Here is a 20,236-nt window from a genome sequence, read left to right on the forward strand (position 1 = left end):
TCTCTGGGTTTCAAGTCAGAACAAAGCACTGTACTTAAAGTACTAAGTAGGTGGGCGCAATTAAATATAAAACCTCAAAACCTGTGGCGCACGCTGCGCGTGCGCCACAGGTTTTGGCTCTGTTTTTTAACTATGCCCAGCTACTTATAGCCAGTTACCAACTAAAGTAAATGATGACCAAAAGTAGGGATGTTTTAGATCGATGCCTCTGGCATTAATCGGAAATGGAATATTGGGAAAACCTTTAATTCCTTGAATTTGATTGTTATTAAGCTTCACTTCACCATGCAAAAAGGCTAACTGTGCTTCTTGGAGCGCGATCGCTTTACTCGGCGCAGTTGATAAGCCACGGTAAAAACGAATCATCAGAGGAGCTGTCCCCGCATCACTTACTTCCCATAGCGATGCCAAGACACTTGACGCTCCTGAATCCACAGCTAAACCTGCTAAACCAAGATTTTGACCAACGGCAGTTTCACAAGCACTGAGGGTTAGTAAGTCAGTTGCCAGATTCATCTTGGAGATTTGACTCATTTGTAATTGATCACCCCAAAATTGAATGAAGGATTTCTCAGGCGATTCATGGAGAAATTTTGCATGGGTCGCAAGATGAATAATCCCAAATTTTTGATTGCTGATTTGCGATCGCAAATTGTCCTTCGTAAAATCACGATTGAGAAAATTTTTACCAACTAATACTTTAGAAGCGATCGTTTCCACCTCTAACTTAGCTGCTGGCAATGCAGGTAGCCCTTCTACGGATTCTGAGAGTCCCATAGCTAAGATTTGCGGAGTCAATGTGCGATCGGGGCGATTAGGTTCGGTAAGTTGCCATGAGGGAATCGATGTCACCGCATATTTCTCAATTAGGTAACGCTGTCCATCATGAAAGGCAGCAGGGGGAACTACCCGCAAATTCCCATTCATCACAAATACAATGGTTTTGACCTGTGCTTTCTCTAGTTCAGGCTCAATGGGGCGAATCACCCAATTATAAAGCTGCTGTGACTGAGGCAAAAAATCGTAGGATTGGTAGTCTTGTAAATTATTGCGAAAGTCAAGGATGACTTGATCAACCTGAGCCGTAGTAGCGTTGTATTCAACTTTGCGAACAGGATTTGCCTCGGTTTGACTGCTCTGTGCGAGAACATCATCTGCGAGAAAATTTGAGGGGATACCGAGTTTCTCCTCTAATGATTTAGTAGCAACACGAGTTCGGGGGAATATTCCAGCAGGTCTAGTTGTCTTCGGTGGGGTGACTGCAATTAGTTCTAAACCACCCTTAGAAGTCGTAGCGTAAATTAGAGCTGTTGGACTACCTGTTAGTTGCGAGATCCTTTTTATCTCAGAGGTATAGCAGTCGTTACTGGTAGGTTGACGCGATCGCAGCCTCTTGCGTAAATAGGCTTCTAACTCTGTACTGTAAGCCTTTTCGAGGGCATTACAGGCTTCAGGTATTTGATTTTGTGCGGAGTATTGTCTTGCTAGGAGAAAGTACAACCGACTGATTTGTCCACGAATTTCCGCAATGTCGGGCGATAAGTCCACCTGCTGGGTCGGTGTTGAACTACTGGGACGATCTAATAAATTGATTAGATCTAAAATTCGTGATGGGTCGAAGCCAGTGTTGGGGCGTGATGGTGATGGGTTAGGAGTCCGTATGGATGGCACAGAAGTTTGCGATCGCGCAGGCTTAGCGAAATTCAGAGAAATGATTGTCAATATTAGGGAAAGCAACCATATAGGTGAAAGTCGCATACGCATATTCTCCGATGAAAACTACAGGACTGAATTGGTTTATCAGCTAACTTTCAGTAAACCCTGAGCTAGTTTTAGTTAGGGTTCTGCGATTTATTTTTAGTGGCACGGCGAAGCCGCGTCACTAAAAATCGGTTCCTTATGCCACCAGCAAGCAGATTGACTAACCGCTACGTGAATTTTAGCCTGCTAAATGATTAAGCTCATGCCGCTTAACCACTTACTACTTTACGCTAGCCCAATCAAAAATGGCTTGTGTGGTTATGCTGATCAGCGATTGCTTCAAAAAACAAAAGATGAGAGGCAACGCAAAGCGTTGCCTCTCATCTTTTCGCTAGAGTTTAGGTAGTGGGATTAGAACGTGAAAGTAGTGCGAAGAGTGAAGCCCCAGATTGGCTCTGGTGTACCGACATCGGGATTAAGTACTACATAAATATCGGGGGTAATACTAATATTCTTATTGAATCGATGCGTGTAAAAAGCCTCGATCAACCACGGAGTATTTAGATCTTTACCTCTAGTATCATTACTGCTGGTGACATAGGGAGGAATTGCCACTAGAATACCACCATGATTACCTTCCTTGAATAGATCAAAAAATCCTAAACTTATAGCCGCATTGATCACATTAGCAGTAGTTCCCTTATTCAAATTTAGAGCAGATGTAGTCGAGAACCATCCCCCTAAACCAATTTTTGGGAAGATTCTCCAATCGAACTGACCGCCAAAGCTATCAGCAACGGTAGGCGTGGTAAGACCAAAGGGCGCAGTTGCGAGATTAGTGCCAGTAGGTCCTGAGAAGCTAACTTGACCAGCTAAATCAGGATCACCGGGAATACTTCCACTCCAATATTTGTGGATAAAGTTTAAAGAACCACTAAACTGTTCTGAAGGTTTAAAGGTGAGCTGTGTAGCGATCGTGCTACTACCACCAAACAGTCCTAAAGAACCTGTTGGAACTGTAGACCCAGATTTACTAGCTTGAACATCGCTGGCAAAGTACCCAGCATGAAGTTGCCATTGATCACTAAAGCGATAGGCAGCACCGATACCAGTATCCGTAAATCCAGGTCGGAAAATTACTGGGTTAAAGAGACCATAAGCAGTGTTGGGAACAGAAGTTCCATCACGCAGAGGACTGATCACAGGGAAAAAGTCAAAAGGCTGTAATCCCAAAGCTGAAATCCAGACAGTTGCTTGCTCACCAATCGGAAAACGATAGAAGAGTTGACCAACAGAAAAAGTATTTGGAGCCTTAGTAGCAGTAGATCCATCAAGTGCAAAGTTAGCCACATTAGATAGATTTCCTGCACCGCCAACAACGGCCGCAGTTGAGGGAGAGTTATTTGTGCCTAAATTGACGCTTAATAAATCTTTCCCAGTGAAACTGGTATTAAATCGAAGATTTACAGAATAAGCAAATATTAAATTACTGCTTCTATTCTGACCATCAATTGCTCTTTTGCCATTAGTAGCGATCGCTCCAAGCAAAAAGTTGGCTGAACCCAACAGTTTTGTAGTAGTAGAAAATTGTTGCTCTTCGATTTTTGCTGTTTTTGCTTCAAGATTGTCAACTCTTCCCCTAAGTGCAGCTAGCTCAGATGCAAATTCTTCTTGGAGTTTTTTCAAGGTAGCGAGATCTTCTTTGCTAACCTTGTCAGCTAGACCTGCGGAGATAATTTCATTGATCTTGTCTAATGCAGTATTCAAACCTGCGGCAAATTCGTAACGAGATAAGGCCTTTTTGCCACGATAGGTGCTGTCAGGATAACCAGCAATCACTCCATAGCGTTCTACCAAGGATTGCAGTGCGGTAAATGCCCAATCTGTCGATTTGACATCCGTAAGTTGTGATACAGAAGTAACTGCTGCCAATTCCGAGTTTTGAGAAGGCAGCTTTGCATTGGTATCAGAAAGCTGGGTGACAGGAACTACGAGATCATCTAGCTGTGATGATGCTGGTAATGGAGATTGTAAGCCTACTCCCGAAACATTAATTACATCATCAATTTGTAATGGCTTACTAGCGGATGTCTTGCTATCTGCTAGCTTGGGAATTTCTGTGCTAGTGGACTGTCTATTGTCTGCAACTTTCTTAACTTCATTAGCGTTAACTGATGATGTACTAGCGATCGCAGCTACTAGCAGGATGGGAAATGATAACGCAATTTTTTGCGAAGCCTTGGACATTATAAAGAGTTCCTCACATGATGAATAAAATTGCTGGGATCTTGTCGATTAGATGAGCATTAATCCCAAATTCATAGTCGGTTTCTACAAACAATCACAAAACAATTTATAAGTAGAAATAGTTAGCTTCTTAAATAAAATCTCATGGTCAATTTTGGTACTAATTTCAAAGTAAGAAATTAATTCTAGACTGAAATTTTCTCATGAGATCCTATTAATACCTATAAATACATGTAGATACAGTAGTATTTATAAATACTTGCATAACCATGTAACAAAAAGCAAGTATATTGCTTTACTTTAAAGGCTCACTTTCAAGGTTCTAAAACAAAGAAACCCTTTTAGGTAATATGTAAGGCTATTGCAGATAAAAAATGTCTCGCCAAAGTTATCTAGCTTCGACTTTGCTTAGCTAACGTTGGCTGAGCGGAGTCGAAGCCACAGTTACTTTAATTAATAGAAAGTCCCTAATACAATTTCAAGCAACTGCAATAAGTGTCTGGGCATAATTAAAAACCAGAGTCAAAAGCTGTGGTGCACGCTGCGCGTGCACCACAGCTTTTGGGGTTTTATATTTAATTGCACCTAGCTACTTATAATCAAAAAAATACAGTACTGTGTAATTTTTTGAGAATTTATCGAGATCACCCAAAAACTAAAAAAGAATTAACAAAGTAATGTGCGGAATATATTACTTTGTTAATTCTTTTTAATTGAAGTGTTAACGGATTTCAAAGCCTAAGTTATGTAGGATTTCGGTTAAGCGATCGCGTCCACCAAGAGCCGCTGCCGTCGCAATTCTTGCCGTAGAATGGGTTGACCAATCGGTATTCAAGCCTGTTTGCTGCTGTTGATAGAAATTAGTCATAATCCGATCATATTCAGCGATCGCTTCTTTTTGATTTTCTACAGAATAGCTTTCGCGATGAAGAACTGCGGATTGATCTAGACGTGGCTTGACCGCAGGAATATTGTTGGGATCAGGATAGCCAACACTCAGCCCAAATACAGGAAATACTAAGGGTGGTAAATTCAATTCCTTGGCTACTGCTTCAGGATTATTCCGAATTGCACCAACATAAACTGTTCCCAAACCAAGGGATTCTGCTGCAACTACAGCATTTTGTGCGGCGAGAGAAGCATCGATCGCCCCAGTGAGAAAAGTTTCTAAATAGTCCAGTCCCTCAGAGGTGGAGTTATGTGCATCAGCAATATTTCGCGCCCGTGATAAATCAGCAAGCCAAACTAAAAATAAAGGGACTTGGCGGATATGGGCTTGATTGCGAGCTAAGATAGATAAGCGCTCCTTTCGTGCAGGATCTTCAACGGCAACGACACTCCATAGCTGCAAATTAGAAGAACTTGCCGCAGATTGAGCCGCCGCAATTAAGGTTTCTAAAGTGCCTTTGGGCAAAGGTTTAGACAAATAAGAACGGATCGAGCGATGGGCTAGCAAATTACTTATTTGATCATTCCATAGAAAGTCGTTAGGGAAGGAACTACCATAACGATCATTTAGCAAATCAACAGAGGAAGAGGTTGCTATAGTCATAGAATTTCGAGCCTTTAATGAACAGCATAAATCTTGTCTAGAAGAGGAGAGAGATTATTTGGTTTATTACCTTTATTGGCGATCGCCTGAAGCAAATCCTGTAAAGCTGCCTGTAACCGAATCGCAATTTCGAGGTTAGAATGTTCAGCATCTTGTAGTTGATTATCTAAAGCAAAAACACTGGGGAGAATTTGAGTTGCGCCAAGGTCTATTAATACAGGGGTCAAAGAAGAATCTAAAGCAGAAGCATGAGCAATTATCTGACTGGTGGCAAGGGGAAGAATTACTTTATTCGCAAAAATTCCTATTGGCAATAGATCAAGAAATGATTTGAGTAGACCTGTATAGGCAGATTTAAAGATAGGACTGCCAATGATTATGGCATCCGCATCTTCAACTAGTTTTTTGGGATAGAACAAAGCAGGGCTAGAATAGCGTCCAAAAGCCAAGTCTTCTGCTAATAGATTGCGTACTAATAGAGTATCAATCTTGATTTTCGAGAATTGTGATTGATTTTCTAATAGATACTTGGCGTAGTCTAAAAAAGTGTGGTTGGGGCAGGGATGAAGGGGACTGCCACCAATTAGTAAGATACGAGTCATGGATTTTGTGGAGAAGTAGAGGTATTAGGCGGCTTGAGCAGCAAACTGAGAAATGCTTTCAGGATTCATTACTCTGGTACGAATCTTGTCTACGAGGGCAGCAAATTCTGCACTGCCACGGGAACGCGGACGGGGTAAGTCGATTCTTAAATCTAGTCCGATTTGACCATGTTCGATCAAAATTAGGTGATCGCTTAAAGCTACGGCTTCTTCAACATCATGGGTGATGAGTAGGGTGGTGAACTTCTGTTCTAGCCAAAGATTTTCTAATAGATTCTGCATTTCGATGCGAGTGAGGGCATCCAGTGCGCCGAGAGGTTCATCTAAAAGCATTAATCGCGGTTCACTCACTAAGGCTCGCGCAAGAGCAACTCTTTGCTTTTGACCACCAGATAGAATTGAAGGAAACTCTGAGGCGCGATCGCTTAAACCAACTTGAGTTAAAGCCCATCTTGCACGACTACGCGATTCTTTGGCTAACCCTAGAGCCACATTTTGATAAACCTTCTTCCAAGGCAATAGTCTCGGCTCTTGGAACATGACTCTCGCGATCGGATTAATTCCTTTCACTGGTTGATCATCTACCCAGAGAGAACCTGAATTAGGTGTAGCTAGACCTGCGATCGCTCTCAAGAGGGTGCTTTTACCACAACCACTACGCCCAACAATGGCAATAAATTCTCCAGCCCTAATTTCCAGATTTAATCCTTGCAAAACATGGTTTTTCCCAAAGCTTTTCCAAAGATTCTCAATGTTTAGATCTACGCCTCTAACCGTGTTTGTCATAATGACTCCATTTCCAAATTTTACAAAACAAATGTTACAAATAATTAGGTGTCTAAAATTCCTGATCTACGCTGCCTTCACTTTTTGATAGTTAGGATGCCAATTGAGACATACTGCTTCTAAAGTTCTCACGATCACGTCTGCAAGTTTGCCAAAAGACGCATACAGCAGGATGCTAAATACAACCACATCCGTTTGCATGAATTCTCTAGCGCTGGTTGCCATGTAGCCAATTCCTGAGTCGGCGGCGATCGTTTCGGCAACAATTAGTGAGAGCCACATAATGCCGAGAGAGAAGCGCACACCCACTAAAATCGAAGGTAAGGCTCCAGGGAGAATAATATTCCAAAATAGTTCAAAGGGATTCAGACCGTAGACTTTGCCCATTTCGATTAAACCGCTATCGATGCTGCGGATACCATGAAAGGTATTAATGTAAATGGGAAAGAGAACACCACTAGAAACTAGGAATAACTTCGCTTCTTCGCCAATGCCAAACCAGAGAATTACAAGGGGAATTAACGCAAGATTAGGGATATTTCTCCACATCTGGAGAGTGGTGTCAAAGATCTTTTCTGAAACGCGGAATAATCCATTCACTAGCCCAAAAATAAAACCAATGCTCCCACCGATCGCAAATCCTGTTAAGGCTCGTGAAGCGCTGATTTTAAAGTTGGTAGCTAGTTCTCCTGATTGCGCGAGTTTGATCGCCGCACTGATAACTGTGGTCGGTGCAGGGAGAATGCGGGTAGAAAGCCAGCCAAACTGTACCGCCAATTGCCAAAGGATGACGAGAAAGATTGGGAATAGCCAAGGAACTAGCCCACTAAACCCATTTTGCAATTGAGCAATTGTTCTACTAAAAAGATTATTTTTAGAACGGTGATAAGAAATAGATGTTGAGGAAGGATGTTGCATAGTGGTCTTTATCGTCTACTGAATCACGACCTAATCACGACCTACAAAGCTATGGTAAACCTGTATTTTGATATGTCGCAGTTGAATGTAAATCTTTAATCTACGGTAAAATCATGTAGATACCGTAGAATATAAAACTAAGTATGTCACCTGCTGTAAAAAAAAGCAATCTTTTTAAAAAATTAATCAAAAAATGCTCGAAATTTTGACGCTTTGTGGATTTGCTTTTGTCGCTGGTCTAATTGATGCAGTAGTTGGTGGTGGGGGATTAATTCAATTACCTGTTCTGTTAATTATGTTGCCGCAGACGGTGATCGCCTCCATTTTAGGTACTAGTAAATTTGTCTCGATCGCAGGAACAAGCATTGCTGTACATCAATACGCTAAGCAGCAAAAGATTGAATGGGGAACAACAATTCCCGCAATGGTTGCAGCATTTATTTTTTCTTTCTTAGGTGCAAGAGTTACGAGTTTACTTAATCCTAGTTTGATGCGTCCTGTGATTTTGGGCTTATTAATTACTGTCGCTATCTACACCTTTAGCAAAAAAGATTTTGGTCTATTGCAAATATCAAAACTTAGCCAATTACAACAAAGCTTATATAGTATAGCGATCGGTTCTGTAATTGGTTTTTATGATGGATTTTTTGGTCCAGGAACTGGAAGCTTTTTAATTTTTGCCTTTGTCAGCATCTTTGGTTATAGCTTTCTTATGGCTTCCGCGTCAGCAAAGGTAATTAACTTTGCGACTAATCTTGCAGCGCTTATTTACTTTGCAGTTACCAATAATGTTATTTATGCCTTGGGAATACCTATGGCGATTTGTAATATTCTAGGAGCGTTTATAGGTACAAAGTTAGCAATTAGTAAGGGCAGTGAATTTGTAAGAAAATTATTTTTAATGATTGTATCATTACTAATTTTTAAATTAGGCTATGACATTATTCACAACTAATAAAATCAGACTTCTAAGTAGACTTATAAAAAGTGGGTTTTCAAAAATTATTTAATTCCATAAATTAACGCGGGATAACAGCTATTTTTTTAAGTTATTAAAACAATCAAATATTGTGATTAGTACATGGTCAGTTTTGATGATTCCTATTAATCTATTGAGATAGAATGTATTTAAGAGAACAAATGTAACGGTTCTTAACACTCACACAAAAAGATTAAGAAGATAAATATGAAATACCTCAACCGACTTGCTATTCCCTGTCTACTCATGGGACTATCCCTGAGTGCTATTTCTGTAATTATTCCTAAAATCAATAGCGCGATTGCTCAAGATTTGACGGTATCCTCCTCACCAAAAGGATTTATCCAATTCCCTAGCCTCATTTCTGCGGATACTAGCGATCTCGATACGAACACGCGCAATGCGATTTATTCTTTTCAAATATTCATCCCTCAACAAGCAGGCGCTTCTCTAAAAAAGGTGACTATAGTTCAGAAAGATCCTATAGAGCCAATTTCCTTTGTTAGCGATCGCACCACTGCCTATATTCAAGAGCCATCTGGCGATCTCACTCCTGTAGGCACGCAAACAGCGATCGATCCCAATACTAGAAGCGTATCTGTGGTATTTACATCACCAATTCCCGCAGGTAAAACCGTAATTGTCGGCTTGCGTCCGCAAAGCAATCCTAGTTTAGAAGGTGAATATGTTTTCGGCGTAACTGCTTTCTCTGACAAACAACAATCACAGGGTCAGTCAATTGGTGAAGGCAGACTTGGCATTTACAACACTCCATCCTTTACATCGTTTGCGCCAAATTTCTAAAGCGATCTCTATTTCTTCATTAAACAAACAAAAATAGTCACGCCTTGCGTGACTATTTTTGTTTATTGATCGCGTTCCGCCCTCTTACGTTCTAGCTCATTCATTCTTTGCTCTAAGTCTAATTTATCCGCTTCATAGGACAGGCTATAACCAATTAGGCGATCAATCATCCTTTCCTGTTGTCTAGATTTCTCTAGCATTAGCTCGATGTCTTCCCTATCGCGAATTTGGCTTTCTTGCAAATTTCGCTGCATACCTGAAGCTTGCTTAGCTTGCTCAATCAATAGCAAAATATCTTGACGATCTCGTAGCTGACTTTCTTGCAAGTTGCGCTGCACTTCCAACATCCCTGCTATTATCGCTTGCATTTCTTCAAAGGTCATCATGAATTCATCTCTTAAATACAATTGAAACAGAAATAGCCACTATTCAACCTGTAATCAATTAACTAATGCCTGCTTGTATATTTTAGCCCGTTTATTTGGACATTTTATTGCAGGTGCAAATCCTAAAAATATAGATTCCACACCGAATAAAATACTTAGATAAACTAATAATTAGTATTTCAGAAAATTGTAATCCAGAAGACATATGTTTTCAGCACACCTATGGCAGACTTATAGAATAATCTACGATAAACCAGTCGGATAATGAGGGTATTTAATGGCTAATATTCTTTTAATTAACGGGAGTCCTTCTGCTCCTTCCAGATCACAAGGCATTTTGGAATATGCGATCGCCCTATTAAATCAACAAGGAATCAAAACCGATTTACTATCCGTGCGCGATTTACCTGCGGAAGATTTGGTATTTGGTAAATATAATAGCCCTAGTCTCGAACAACCCAAGGCTCTGCTAGAACAGGCTCAAGCTGTAATTATTTCTACTCCTATTTACAAAGCATCCTACACAGGCTTACTCAAAACCTTTCTCGATTTACTTCCTCAAAAAGCCTTAGCCGATAAAGTTATCCTTCCTATCGCCACAGGTGGCTCGATCGCGCATTTATTAGCGATCGACTTCACTCTCAAACCTGTACTGAGCGAGCTAGGTGCTAGGCATATTCTGGGAGTTGTCTATGCGATCGATAAGCAGATTGTTGTGAATGACGATCGCACCGTCACTCTTGAAGAAGAAATTGACCAAAGACTAAAACAATCTATCGCAGAACTAATCCAAGCTATTAAAAAATAGTCCTAGTCTTTTAGCCCCTTCTCTTTCCTATGAAATACAACAAACTTGGCGACAGCGATTTACAAATTTCCGAAATCACCCTCGGCACAATGACTTGGGGAAATCAGAACACGATCGCCGAAGCCCACGAACAACTAGATTATGCCTTCGATCATGGTGTGAACTTCCTTGATGCGGCGGAAATGTATCCCGTGCCAGTGCAAGAGAAAACTCAAGGCTTAACCGAAAGCTATATCGGTGAATGGTTAGCCAAACGTCAAAGGGATAAAGTCATCGTCGCCACCAAAATCGCAGGTCCCGGACGTGGCTTTGCTTGGCTCCGTAGTGGTGTACAAGCGATTGATCGCAAAAATATCGAGCAAGCCGTTGATGATAGTCTCAAGCGTCTCCGAACTGATTACATCGATCTCTATCAAATCCACTGGCCCGATCGCTATGTACCGCAGTTCGGCGCAACAGTCTACGACATCACAAAGGAGCGTGAAACAGTTCCCATTTCTGAACAACTTGCTGTATTTGATGACCTGATTAAAGCAGGCAAGATTCGCCATATCGGAGTCAGTAATGAAACTCCTTGGGGACTTGCCAAATTTACCCATGTGGCGAAGAAGAAAGATTTGCCCAAAATTGTTTCGATTCAGAATGCCTATAGCCTGTTGAACCGAGCCTTTGATGGAGCATTAGCCGAAACTTCTCGTCATACGAATGTTCCATTACTTGCCTATAGTCCCCTTGCCTTTGGTCTATTAACAGGTAAGTATCTCCATGACAATCCTCCCAAAGCCCGTCTAAATGCTTTTGAAGGATTTGGCGATCGCTACCGTAAACCCAACGTGACCAATGCTGTTGCGGCATATGTGGAAATTGCCAAGGCACACAATATCAAACCTTCTATTTTAGCTCTCGCCTTTGTCCGCAGTCGTTGGTTTGTCGCCAGCACGATCATCGGTGCAACTAGTTTAGAGCAACTAAAGGAAGATCTTGATAGCGTTAATGTGGAATTAGATCCCGCCATTTTTGCCGAGATTGAAAATGTAAATTCTCTCTATCCCAACCCCGCACAATAACACCAAAAACAATGATTTTGAATGATTTTGTAGGGGTAGAGCATTTGCGTCAACATTTTGGCTTCCTACTACAATCTTAAATCGCAAATGCTCTACCCTCTCCGCTTTCATCAACAATTTGTCCCTGCGGAATAAATTCATTCCTGCATTACGAATTTATTCCTAAGTTCTAAATTTATTACTACGTTGCGAAGTTTAGGGCAGAGCATTCTCAAATCAAGGTAATCTGTAAATTTATAGATTGTGGTGAGAATGCTCTGCCCCTACGGATCGATCTGCCAATTACCAATCACCAATTTCTATGTCCAAAATCCAACTTTACAGTGCCAAAGCCTGCCCCTATGCCCATCGTACTCGTCTAGTTCTAGGCGAAAAGGGAATTGACTTTGAATATACCGAAATTGATTTGCATAACAAACCCGAATGGTTCTCCAAAATTTCTAAGTATGGGAAAGTTCCTGCGCTCCGTCATGGCGAAAATGAAGTTTATGAATCAGCGATTATCAATGAATATATAAACGATGTATTCCCTGAGCCTGCATTACTGCCAAAAGATGCTGGTTCCAGAGCGATCGCTAGAATCTGGATTGACTATGCCAATACCAAATTCACAACTGCTTTTGGTAAGTTATTGCGCGGCAAGACTGCTGAAGAACAAGATCAAGGTCGCACTGAATTAAACGAAGCCATTTTATTCATTGAAAATGAAGCCTTAGCTAAGCTCTCTGGTGATGGTGCTTACTGGTTTGGTGAAAATATTTCCCTCGTCGATCTCACCTTCTATCCTTGGTTTGAGCGCATTCCTACCCTAGCGCATTATCGCAATTACACGATTCCTGCAGAAGCTGTGCGCGTTAAGCGTTGGTGGGATGCTGTTAGCGATCGCCCTGCGATAAAAGCGATCGCCAATCCTGTCGATTTCTACATTGAACGCTATTCCCGATTTATTCAACAGCCTGTTTCTGCTTAGCAATTGTGTGGCACGAAGCGCCACACAATTGCTTTAAAAATTCTTAGAGAAAACCTATGAGCCAAAAACGTCAATTCCGACTAGGTGCATTTATTCAAGCTACTGGTCATCATGTATCTGCATGGAGACATCCTGACGCTCAAATTGATGCAGGACATAACTTTGAGCATTACAAACAAATCACTCAAACCGCAGAACGTGGTCTCTTTGATACTGTCTTTCTCGCTGATAGTCCTGCGGTGTGGGGTGGATCACCTGACACTCAGAGTCGTAATGGCAAGATTGCTCATTTCGAGCCTGTGACTCTTTTTTCTGCACTTTCGGCAGTGACTACGCATATTGGCTTTGTGTCTACCGCTTCTACCACCTATGAGGAACCTTACACATTAGCGCGAAAATTTGCATCTCTCGATCATCTCAGTAATGGGCGAGCAGCATGGAACGTTGTCACCACAGGCAATGAGAATGCGGCGGCTAACTTTGGTTTAGAGCATCATCCCGAACATAGCCAACGCTACGAACGTGCCGAGGAATTTATCGAAGTCGTTAAAGGACTTTGGGATAGTTGGGAAGATGACGCTTTCATTGCCGATCGCGAATCTGGTGTTTATTTTGAAGTAGAGAAATTGCATACTCTCAATCACAAGGGTAAGTATTTCTCGGTCAAAGGACCTCTGAATGTTGCCCGTCCTCCCCAAGGCTATCCCGTCATTGTCCAAGCGGGTGCTTCGGAACCTGGGCGAGAGCTAGCAGCTAGAACTGCTGAAGTAATCTTTACCGCTAACCAAACCCTTGCTGATGCTCAGGAATTTTATAGCGACGTTAAAGGTCGTCTTGCCAAATATGGGCGATCACCTGATGATTTAAAAATTATGCCAGGAGCTTTCCCTGTGATTGGACGCACGGAAGAAGAGGCACAAGAGAAGTATGAATTTCTGCAATCTCTCATTCATCCCGATGTCGCTTGGGGCATTTTGAAGCAATACTATCGAGGTGTAGATTTGTCAGGATATTCCCTCGATGATCTCGCACCAGAGCTACCTTCTAGCACCAATAACAATAAGAGTCGCTTGAAGTTGGTGAAGGACTTGGCTTCTAAAGGTTTAACTTTGCGTGAGTTATATCGTTCTCTCGCTACAGCACGCGGACATCGCACAATTATAGGTACGCCTGAAAGCATTGCTGATCAGTTGCAAGAATGGTTTGACAATGGTGCTGCGGATGGCTTTAATATCATGCCTCCTATTCTGCCCACTGGTTTAGATGATTTTGTGAATCTCGTAATTCCCATTCTCCAAAAGCGTGGTTTGTTCCGCACTGCCTATGAAGGGAAGACTCTCCGCGAAAATCTGGGTTTACGTCGTCCTGCTAATCAGTACACAATTCAGGTTGGAGATAGACAGTTGGTGGCTTAAAGGCAATTAGCTGTTAGCAATTAGCTGTTAGCTTTTGGCTTTTTAGCGATCGCATTGGTAGTCCTAGAAAAGGAAAGGATTTAAAGATAATGATGGGCGGCGCGAAGCGCCGCCCATCATTATCTATTTAGTACTACCATCGCATTTTTCTGAATAATCAAAAACGGGAAGCTATTTAAAATCTAGCTTCCCATTTTTGGGTGTTCATGCTAAAAGCGTTATGATATAGCTGTTTTGTCAAAAAATAAGGTGAATTAAATGGCGATCGCATTACCGAAAAAAATCATGCTACTTGGCTCGGGAGAACTAGGCAAGGAGGTTGTTATTGCTGCCCAAAGACTAGGTAATACGGTAATTGCAGTTGATCGCTATGACAATGCACCTGCGATGCAAGTAGCTGATTATCGGGAAGTGATCTCGATGTTGGATGGTGAGGCACTCGAAGCCGTTGTCAAAAAACATCAACCCGATTTAATTATGCCAGAAGTGGAAGCGATCCGTACTGAAAAGCTGCTGGAACTGGAAGCGCAGGGTTACACGATCATCCCCACGGCTGCTGCTACCAACTTCACGATGAATCGCGATCGCATTCGGGATTTAGCCAGTCATGAATTGGGCTTACGAACTGCTAAATATGCCTATGCAAATAGCCTCGACGAATTGAAAACCGTTGCCACCGAAATTGGTTTCCCGAATGTGATTAAACCTGTGATGTCTTCTTCTGGAAAGGGTCAATCTGTTGTCAATTCTCCTGATGAATTGGAAAAAGCTTGGGATTATGCGATCGCTGGCGGTCGAGGTGATACTGCTAAAATCATCATCGAGGAATTTATCAATTTTGAAGTCGAGATTACCCTGTTAACAATCCGTCAATGGCAGGGAGAGACTCTATTTTGCGAAGCGATCGGGCATCGTCAGGAACGAGGTGACTATCAAGAGTCATGGCAGCCCGTTGGCTTAACTCCTGATCAAGTCAAAGATGCACAGGACATCGCCCGCAAGGTCACTGATAAACTTGGCGGTGCAGGTATTTTCGGGGTGGAATTTTTTATCACTAAAGATGAAGTAATTTTCTCAGAACTGTCCCCCCGTCCCCATGACACAGGAATGGTTACGCTCATCTCCCAAAATCTCAACGAATTTGAACTCCATTTACGGGCAATTCTCGGCTTACCGATTCCCACGATTGAATTGCTCAGCCCATCCGCCAGTGCCGTCATTCTTGCCAGCGAAACTAGCGAGAAAATTTCCTATACAGGCATAGAAGCAGCCCTTGCGATTCCTAACACAGAAATTCGTTTATTTGGTAAACCCGATTCTCGTCCCTATCGCCGCATGGGCGTGGCTTTAGCTAAAGGCAAAGATGCGATCGAATCCCGTCAAAAAGCAACAGAAGCCGCTGCCAAAGTCAAAATTATTTAAAGCAAAGAGAGGTGAGCATTTGCGATTGAAGATTGCGATATAGCTATAGCCAAGTAAATTTAAGCCATAAACCCCAAAAGTGAGTTACGGCGCGAAGCGCCGTAACTCACTTTTGGGGTTTGCTTTTGTCGGCACTGGTCATTGAATTAGTGGTATGAGAAAATAGAGGCAGAGTCAAGGAGAAAGCTATGGAATGTCCCCACTGCCAAAGCGAAAAGATCATCAAAAATGGCAAACATCACCACCAAGATGGCAAAGCCATCCAAAACTATTTATGCAAAGGATGCGGCAAGAGATTTAGTGAAAGGACAGGAACACCAATGTCAAGGCTGAGAACACCAGCGAGTGTCGTATCCTTAGCGCTGAAGATGAGGAGTGAAGGGATGGGAATCAGAGCCAGTGGGAGAGTACTAGAAAAATCCCATGTCAGCATCATGAGATGGGAGCAAAAATTGGCAACCCAGTCACAGCAATGGAATCCATCCGCCCCAGCAGGAGGAGATATTACAATCGAAGGAGATGAAGTCTATACTCGCGTTGGCGAGAACCATTCGACTGGCGCTCACGGCAAGCCTTCCCCCCAGTGAATCTAAAGGATGGACAGTAACATTCATCGAACGCAACAGTCGTTATTGGATTGAAGCAAAGGCAGGACTCAAAACCACTGAGTTATTTGCGAAAGCAACGAAAACAGCATGGCAATGGGCAAAGGCGAGTCAATATATCCGATGGTTTACGGATGGAGAAAGACGTTATGCCCAACAACTGTGGCAAATGGCAAGTGTCTACCTCAAATCCACCGAAGTAAGCCGTGAGTATGGACATCGCAAGGTATGGAGACATGGATTAGAAGTTGCCATCAAAATCAAAGGTTCACAGGGCAATCGTCGTGTGGAATGGCTCAAGCCAGAACATCCTTATACGGCTATTAGCAACAAGTGTGACGTTCATGCTAATCACAATGAAGCAAACAATAGTGCTTTGAGAAGAAGGTGTAGCGCTTATCGCCGTAGACAAAACCTATATGCTAAGAATACGAAGGGTTTGCAACGAACGGTCACCGTACAACGATTAGTTCACAATTGGGTGAGACCTCATGTGGGCTTAGGGAAGAATAAAACTCCTGCTATGACGATCGGGTTATATCATCGACCTCTTTCCATGCTGGAGTTGCTTTCACTACGGGGCTTTCATTCCCTCACGATTTAACTGACCAGTGCCCTTTTGTCATAACATAACTGACTACTGCTATAGGAAGCAAAATGTTGGCACAAACGCTCAACTCTCTACAATTTAGTCATTATTAGGTTATTTAGAGTGTCAATAAATCATAAAAATATCTAAAAATAAAATACTTAGATAACCTAATAATTAGTAATACGCATATTTGTAATCTAGAAGACATCGGTTGTGAGCACAGCTATGTCAAACTTTGATCATTAATCTACGGCAACCCAATCGGGTAACGAGAGTATCTATGAGCAAATATAGCCGCCTAAGTACTTCGCCTTCCGCCGCATTGAAAGCGAAGCTTGATTATCCAGTAATCGATACCGATATCCATACCAACGACTTCACTCCCGACTTTGAGGACTACATCGCTAACTATGGTGGTTCCAAATTGGTAGATGAACTGCGTAAAGCCGAATTTGGTCGCCTTAATCCTAAGTCTGAAGGTAAAGACTGGTATCAACAAACTCCCGAAGAGCGTCAATATCACCGCACTTTACGTTCTCCTTGGTGGGCTAGAGTTACCAAAAATACTCTGGATCTTGCTACTTACACTCTTCCCTCCCTATTGGCAGAGCGTCTAGCAGAACAAGGTTCTGATTATTCAGTACTTTTCCCTAACAACGTCTTAGCGGCGGCTGGAGCTAGCAATGAGAATCGTCAAGCTCTCCAACGGGCGATCAATCATTACCACGCAGACCTCTATCGCAAATATAGCGATCGCCTTACCCCTGTTGCTGGCATTCTCTTGAATGATCCTAAAGAAGCGATCGAGGAGCTAGAATTTGCGGTCAATACTTTGGGCTTGAAGGTCATCAATATCCCTGGTGGTGTCAAACGTCCGATTAAGGCGATCGCTGATAAATATCCCGCCGACAAGTATCCTGAAATTGCACGCTATGCCTCCTATATCGATTTCTATGGAATCGATAGCGAGTATGACTACGATCCATTCTGGGCAAAGGTTGTCGAACTCGGTGTACCCATCGCCACTCACTACGGTAGCCAAGGTTGGACGGGTCGCTCCTCCATCAGCAATTACATGAACAACCACATCGGACACTTTGCCGATGGTTCGGAAGCTTTTGCGAAGGCTCTATTCTTTGGTGGTGTTACCAAGCGCTTCCCACAATTGCGTGTCGCCTTGCTCGAAGGTGGGGCTGACTGGGGCGCTCATGTTTACATTCACTTGGTCGATCGCTTCTTGAAGCGCAACCTTGAAGGCTTGAAGAACTACGATCCTACCGAAGCCAATGCTGATGAATTGTTCGATATCTTCGAGAAATACGGACAAGAATTGACTAAGGGCAAATCCTTCACTAAGGAAGAATTGCTGCAAACCGTTCTCGGTTCTTCGTTCCTACGCCATAGCCGTTCTCCTATTGGTGATGAACTAGAAGACTTTGGCAAGGCAGGCATTGAGAAGATTGAAGATATTCGCGATCAGTGGGTCGATAACTTCTTCTTCGGTTCTGAGTCCGATGATCGCACGATTGCGGCTGCCTTCAACGACAAGGCTAATCCCTTGGGTGTGAAGATTAATGCGATCTACTCATCTGATGTCGGTCACTGGGATGTTCCCGATCTCACTCAGCCTCTTGCCGAAAGCTGGAGCTTGGTAGAAGAAGGTGTGATTACGGAAGCTGATTTCAAGGCTTATGTATTTTCTAATCCTTACAAGTTCTATACTCAAGCAAATCCTAATTTCTTTAAGGGAACCCAAATCGAAGCGAAGTTGAACAAGTATCAACCCGCCCCAGTTGCTGCTAAACCAGCCGCCCAAAAGGTCGCTGTATCTGTCTAGAATTAGCGATCGCTGCTCTTTGAATGTTTGTATATCTTGAACTCCAAAATTTGATCAGTTAGAAAAAGCTTTTTAGAGAAGAGGTTTTTCTAACTGATTTTATGTAAAGCACAAAATTCCATAATCAATGTAGGGAATGTAGGGGCATAGCATTCCCGCAGTAATCTATCAATTCTTAGATCACTTTAATTTGGGAATGCTTTGCCCTAAACCTTTGACATTTATCAGAAATTCTAACCCGCAGGGATAATTTGTTGGTAAAAGCAAAATTAATGTAGGGGCAGAGCATTCCCACAGTAATCTATCAATTCTTAGATCCTCTCGATTTGGGAATGCTCTGCCCTAAACCTCTAAACATACGCCAAAATTTCAAGCCGCCGAGATGATTTGTTGGTAAAAGCGAAGAGGGTAGAGCATTTGCGATTTGAGATTGTAATGGAAAGCAAAAATGTTGGCGCAAATGCTCTACCCCTACATCCCCTACATTAGGACAAAATCAAAATTCTTTAATCGACACAATATTCATGACTATTCCCTATACAAAATTTGGTAACACTGGCTTAACCGTTTCCAAACTCGTCCTCGGTACGATGACCTTTGGACTCCAAACCAATGAAGAGACTTCAATCAAAGTTCTCGATACTGCTGCGGAAGCAGGAATCAACTTTCTCGATACTGCCGATGTTTATCCCCTAGGTGGTGGACTGGAGAATGCAGGACGCACTGAAGAAATTATCGGACGTTGGCTGAAAGGAAAACGCGATCGCTTTATTTTGGCGACTAAGGCAGTCGGCAAAGTTGGTAATGCCCCTTGGGATCAAGGTGCTTCGCGCAAACATTTATTTGATGCGATCGATCATTCCCTGCGACGCTTACAGACTGATTATGTCGATCTTTATCAATTGCATTCTGATGATACAAATACGCCCCTTGATGAAACTATTGAGGCTTTAGATGCGATCGTCAAATCTGGGAAGGTTCGCTATATCGGTGTTTCCAATTTCTTAGCCTATCGCCTCAGTCGTGCCTTGGGTAAAGCTGACACCCGCCGATTGACGAGATTTATTTCCGTGCAACCTCGCTATAATCTTCTATTTCGGCAAATTGAAAGAGAACTTTTGCCACTCGCTCAAGAAGAAGGCTTAGCCGTAATTCCTTACAATCCTCTCGCAGGTGGCTTGCTAACAGGGAAACATAATCCTAATCAAGAACCAGCATCAGGAACCAGATTTACCCTTGCTGCTGCCGCTAAGGTCTATCAAGATCGCTATTGGCGCGATCGCGAATTTATCACTGTCCAAAAGTTGCAGGATGTGGCGAAGGAAGCAGGAATTCCTCTCACCACTCTGTCTCTTGCTTGGGTATTGGCGAATCCAATTATCACTGCTCCGATTATTGGCGCGAGTCGTCCTGAACAGCTTGCCGATAATTTCAAGGCGTTAGAAATCAAGTTAGATGCTGACTTAAAAGACAAGCTCGATCATATTTCTGCTGAATATCGCCTCGGTGATGCGTTGAGATAGATTTTTGATTTTGCCGTAGGCA

The 20,236-nt window shown here is 42.5% G+C and carries 16 protein-coding genes and 1 pseudogene; 10 read left to right on the forward strand and 7 right to left on the reverse strand.

What is annotated here, in order from left to right; all coding sequences use genetic code 11:
• Positions 1 to 144: 144 nt before the first annotated feature.
• From HC246_RS22175 to ssuC, 6 genes are all read right to left on the reverse strand, one after another.
• Positions 145 to 1,758, reverse strand: coding sequence for a CHAT domain-containing protein (locus HC246_RS22175; protein WP_169365589.1), 1,614 nt, complete (start codon positions 1,756 to 1,758; stop codon positions 145 to 147).
• 354 nt (positions 1,759 to 2,112) lie between these two features.
• The gene (locus tag HC246_RS22180; protein WP_169365590.1) at positions 2,113 to 3,948 is read right to left on the reverse strand and encodes an iron uptake porin; all 1,836 of its coding nucleotides are present in this window, start codon (positions 3,946 to 3,948) and stop codon (positions 2,113 to 2,115) included.
• A gap of 721 nt (positions 3,949 to 4,669) precedes the next feature.
• The gene (locus HC246_RS22185; RefSeq protein ID WP_169365591.1) at positions 4,670 to 5,500 is read right to left on the reverse strand and encodes an NADPH-dependent oxidoreductase; all 831 of its coding nucleotides are present in this window, start codon (positions 5,498 to 5,500) and stop codon (positions 4,670 to 4,672) included.
• A 14-nt stretch (positions 5,501 to 5,514) separates the two neighbouring features.
• On the reverse strand, positions 5,515 to 6,102 hold the full coding sequence (locus HC246_RS22190; RefSeq protein ID WP_169365592.1) for an NAD(P)H-dependent oxidoreductase: 588 nt from the start codon (positions 6,100 to 6,102) through the stop codon (positions 5,515 to 5,517).
• 24 nt (positions 6,103 to 6,126) lie between these two features.
• Complete coding sequence (locus HC246_RS22195) at positions 6,127 to 6,888, reverse strand: ABC transporter ATP-binding protein (protein ID WP_169365593.1); 762 nt, start codon at positions 6,886 to 6,888, stop codon at positions 6,127 to 6,129.
• A 66-nt stretch (positions 6,889 to 6,954) separates the two neighbouring features.
• The gene (ssuC, locus tag HC246_RS22200) at positions 6,955 to 7,806 is read right to left on the reverse strand and encodes an aliphatic sulfonate ABC transporter permease SsuC (protein ID WP_169365594.1); all 852 of its coding nucleotides are present in this window, start codon (positions 7,804 to 7,806) and stop codon (positions 6,955 to 6,957) included.
• Positions 7,807 to 7,999: 193 nt separating this feature from the next.
• Here ssuC and HC246_RS22205 point away from each other — a divergent pair, with 193 nt between their 5' ends.
• Complete coding sequence (locus HC246_RS22205; RefSeq protein ID WP_169365595.1) at positions 8,000 to 8,761, forward strand: sulfite exporter TauE/SafE family protein; 762 nt, start codon at positions 8,000 to 8,002, stop codon at positions 8,759 to 8,761.
• 231 nt (positions 8,762 to 8,992) lie between these two features.
• On the forward strand, positions 8,993 to 9,589 hold the full coding sequence (locus HC246_RS22210; protein ID WP_169365596.1) for a DUF2808 domain-containing protein: 597 nt from the start codon (positions 8,993 to 8,995) through the stop codon (positions 9,587 to 9,589).
• A gap of 62 nt (positions 9,590 to 9,651) precedes the next feature.
• Here the strand turns inward: HC246_RS22210 and HC246_RS22215 are convergent, their stop codons facing one another.
• Positions 9,652 to 9,975: a hypothetical protein gene (locus HC246_RS22215; protein ID WP_169365597.1), complete on the reverse strand. Its 324-nt coding sequence runs from the start codon at positions 9,973 to 9,975 to the stop codon at positions 9,652 to 9,654.
• Between the two features lie 277 nt (positions 9,976 to 10,252).
• Here HC246_RS22215 and ssuE point away from each other — a divergent pair, with 277 nt between their 5' ends.
• The 8 genes and pseudogenes from ssuE to HC246_RS22255 all read left to right on the forward strand — a co-directional run bounded on the left by ssuE (position 10,253) and on the right by HC246_RS22255 (position 20,214).
• Positions 10,253 to 10,783 carry an NADPH-dependent FMN reductase gene (ssuE, locus tag HC246_RS22220; protein WP_169365598.1) on the forward strand — a complete coding sequence of 177 codons (531 nt, stop codon included), beginning with the start codon at positions 10,253 to 10,255 and terminating at the stop codon, positions 10,781 to 10,783.
• Between the two features lie 29 nt (positions 10,784 to 10,812).
• Positions 10,813 to 11,850 carry an NADP(H)-dependent aldo-keto reductase gene (locus HC246_RS22225; RefSeq protein ID WP_169365599.1) on the forward strand — a complete coding sequence of 346 codons (1,038 nt, stop codon included), beginning with the start codon at positions 10,813 to 10,815 and terminating at the stop codon, positions 11,848 to 11,850.
• A 301-nt stretch (positions 11,851 to 12,151) separates the two neighbouring features.
• Positions 12,152 to 12,820 (forward strand): glutathione S-transferase family protein, encoded by a 669-nt coding sequence (locus tag HC246_RS22230; protein ID WP_169365600.1) that lies wholly within the window; start codon positions 12,152 to 12,154, stop codon positions 12,818 to 12,820.
• Between the two features lie 56 nt (positions 12,821 to 12,876).
• Positions 12,877 to 14,235, forward strand: coding sequence for an LLM class flavin-dependent oxidoreductase (locus tag HC246_RS22235; RefSeq protein ID WP_169365601.1), 1,359 nt, complete (start codon positions 12,877 to 12,879; stop codon positions 14,233 to 14,235).
• A 258-nt stretch (positions 14,236 to 14,493) separates the two neighbouring features.
• Entirely contained in the window at positions 14,494 to 15,657 is a 1,164-nt protein-coding gene (gene purT / locus HC246_RS22240; RefSeq protein ID WP_169365602.1) for a formate-dependent phosphoribosylglycinamide formyltransferase, read from the forward strand.
• Positions 15,658 to 15,845: 188 nt separating this feature from the next.
• Positions 15,846 to 16,866, forward strand: a pseudogene (locus HC246_RS22245) (IS1/IS1595 family N-terminal zinc-binding domain-containing protein).
• Positions 16,867 to 17,134: 268 nt separating this feature from the next.
• The gene (locus tag HC246_RS22250) at positions 17,135 to 18,691 is read left to right on the forward strand and encodes an amidohydrolase family protein (RefSeq protein WP_169365603.1); all 1,557 of its coding nucleotides are present in this window, start codon (positions 17,135 to 17,137) and stop codon (positions 18,689 to 18,691) included.
• Between the two features lie 524 nt (positions 18,692 to 19,215).
• Positions 19,216 to 20,214: an aldo/keto reductase gene (locus HC246_RS22255; RefSeq protein WP_169365604.1), complete on the forward strand. Its 999-nt coding sequence runs from the start codon at positions 19,216 to 19,218 to the stop codon at positions 20,212 to 20,214.
• Positions 20,215 to 20,236: the final 22 nt, after the last annotated feature.

This window comes from Pseudanabaena yagii GIHE-NHR1 (assembly GCF_012863495.1).
GTDB lineage: Bacteria > Cyanobacteriota > Cyanobacteriia > Pseudanabaenales > Pseudanabaenaceae > Pseudanabaena > Pseudanabaena yagii.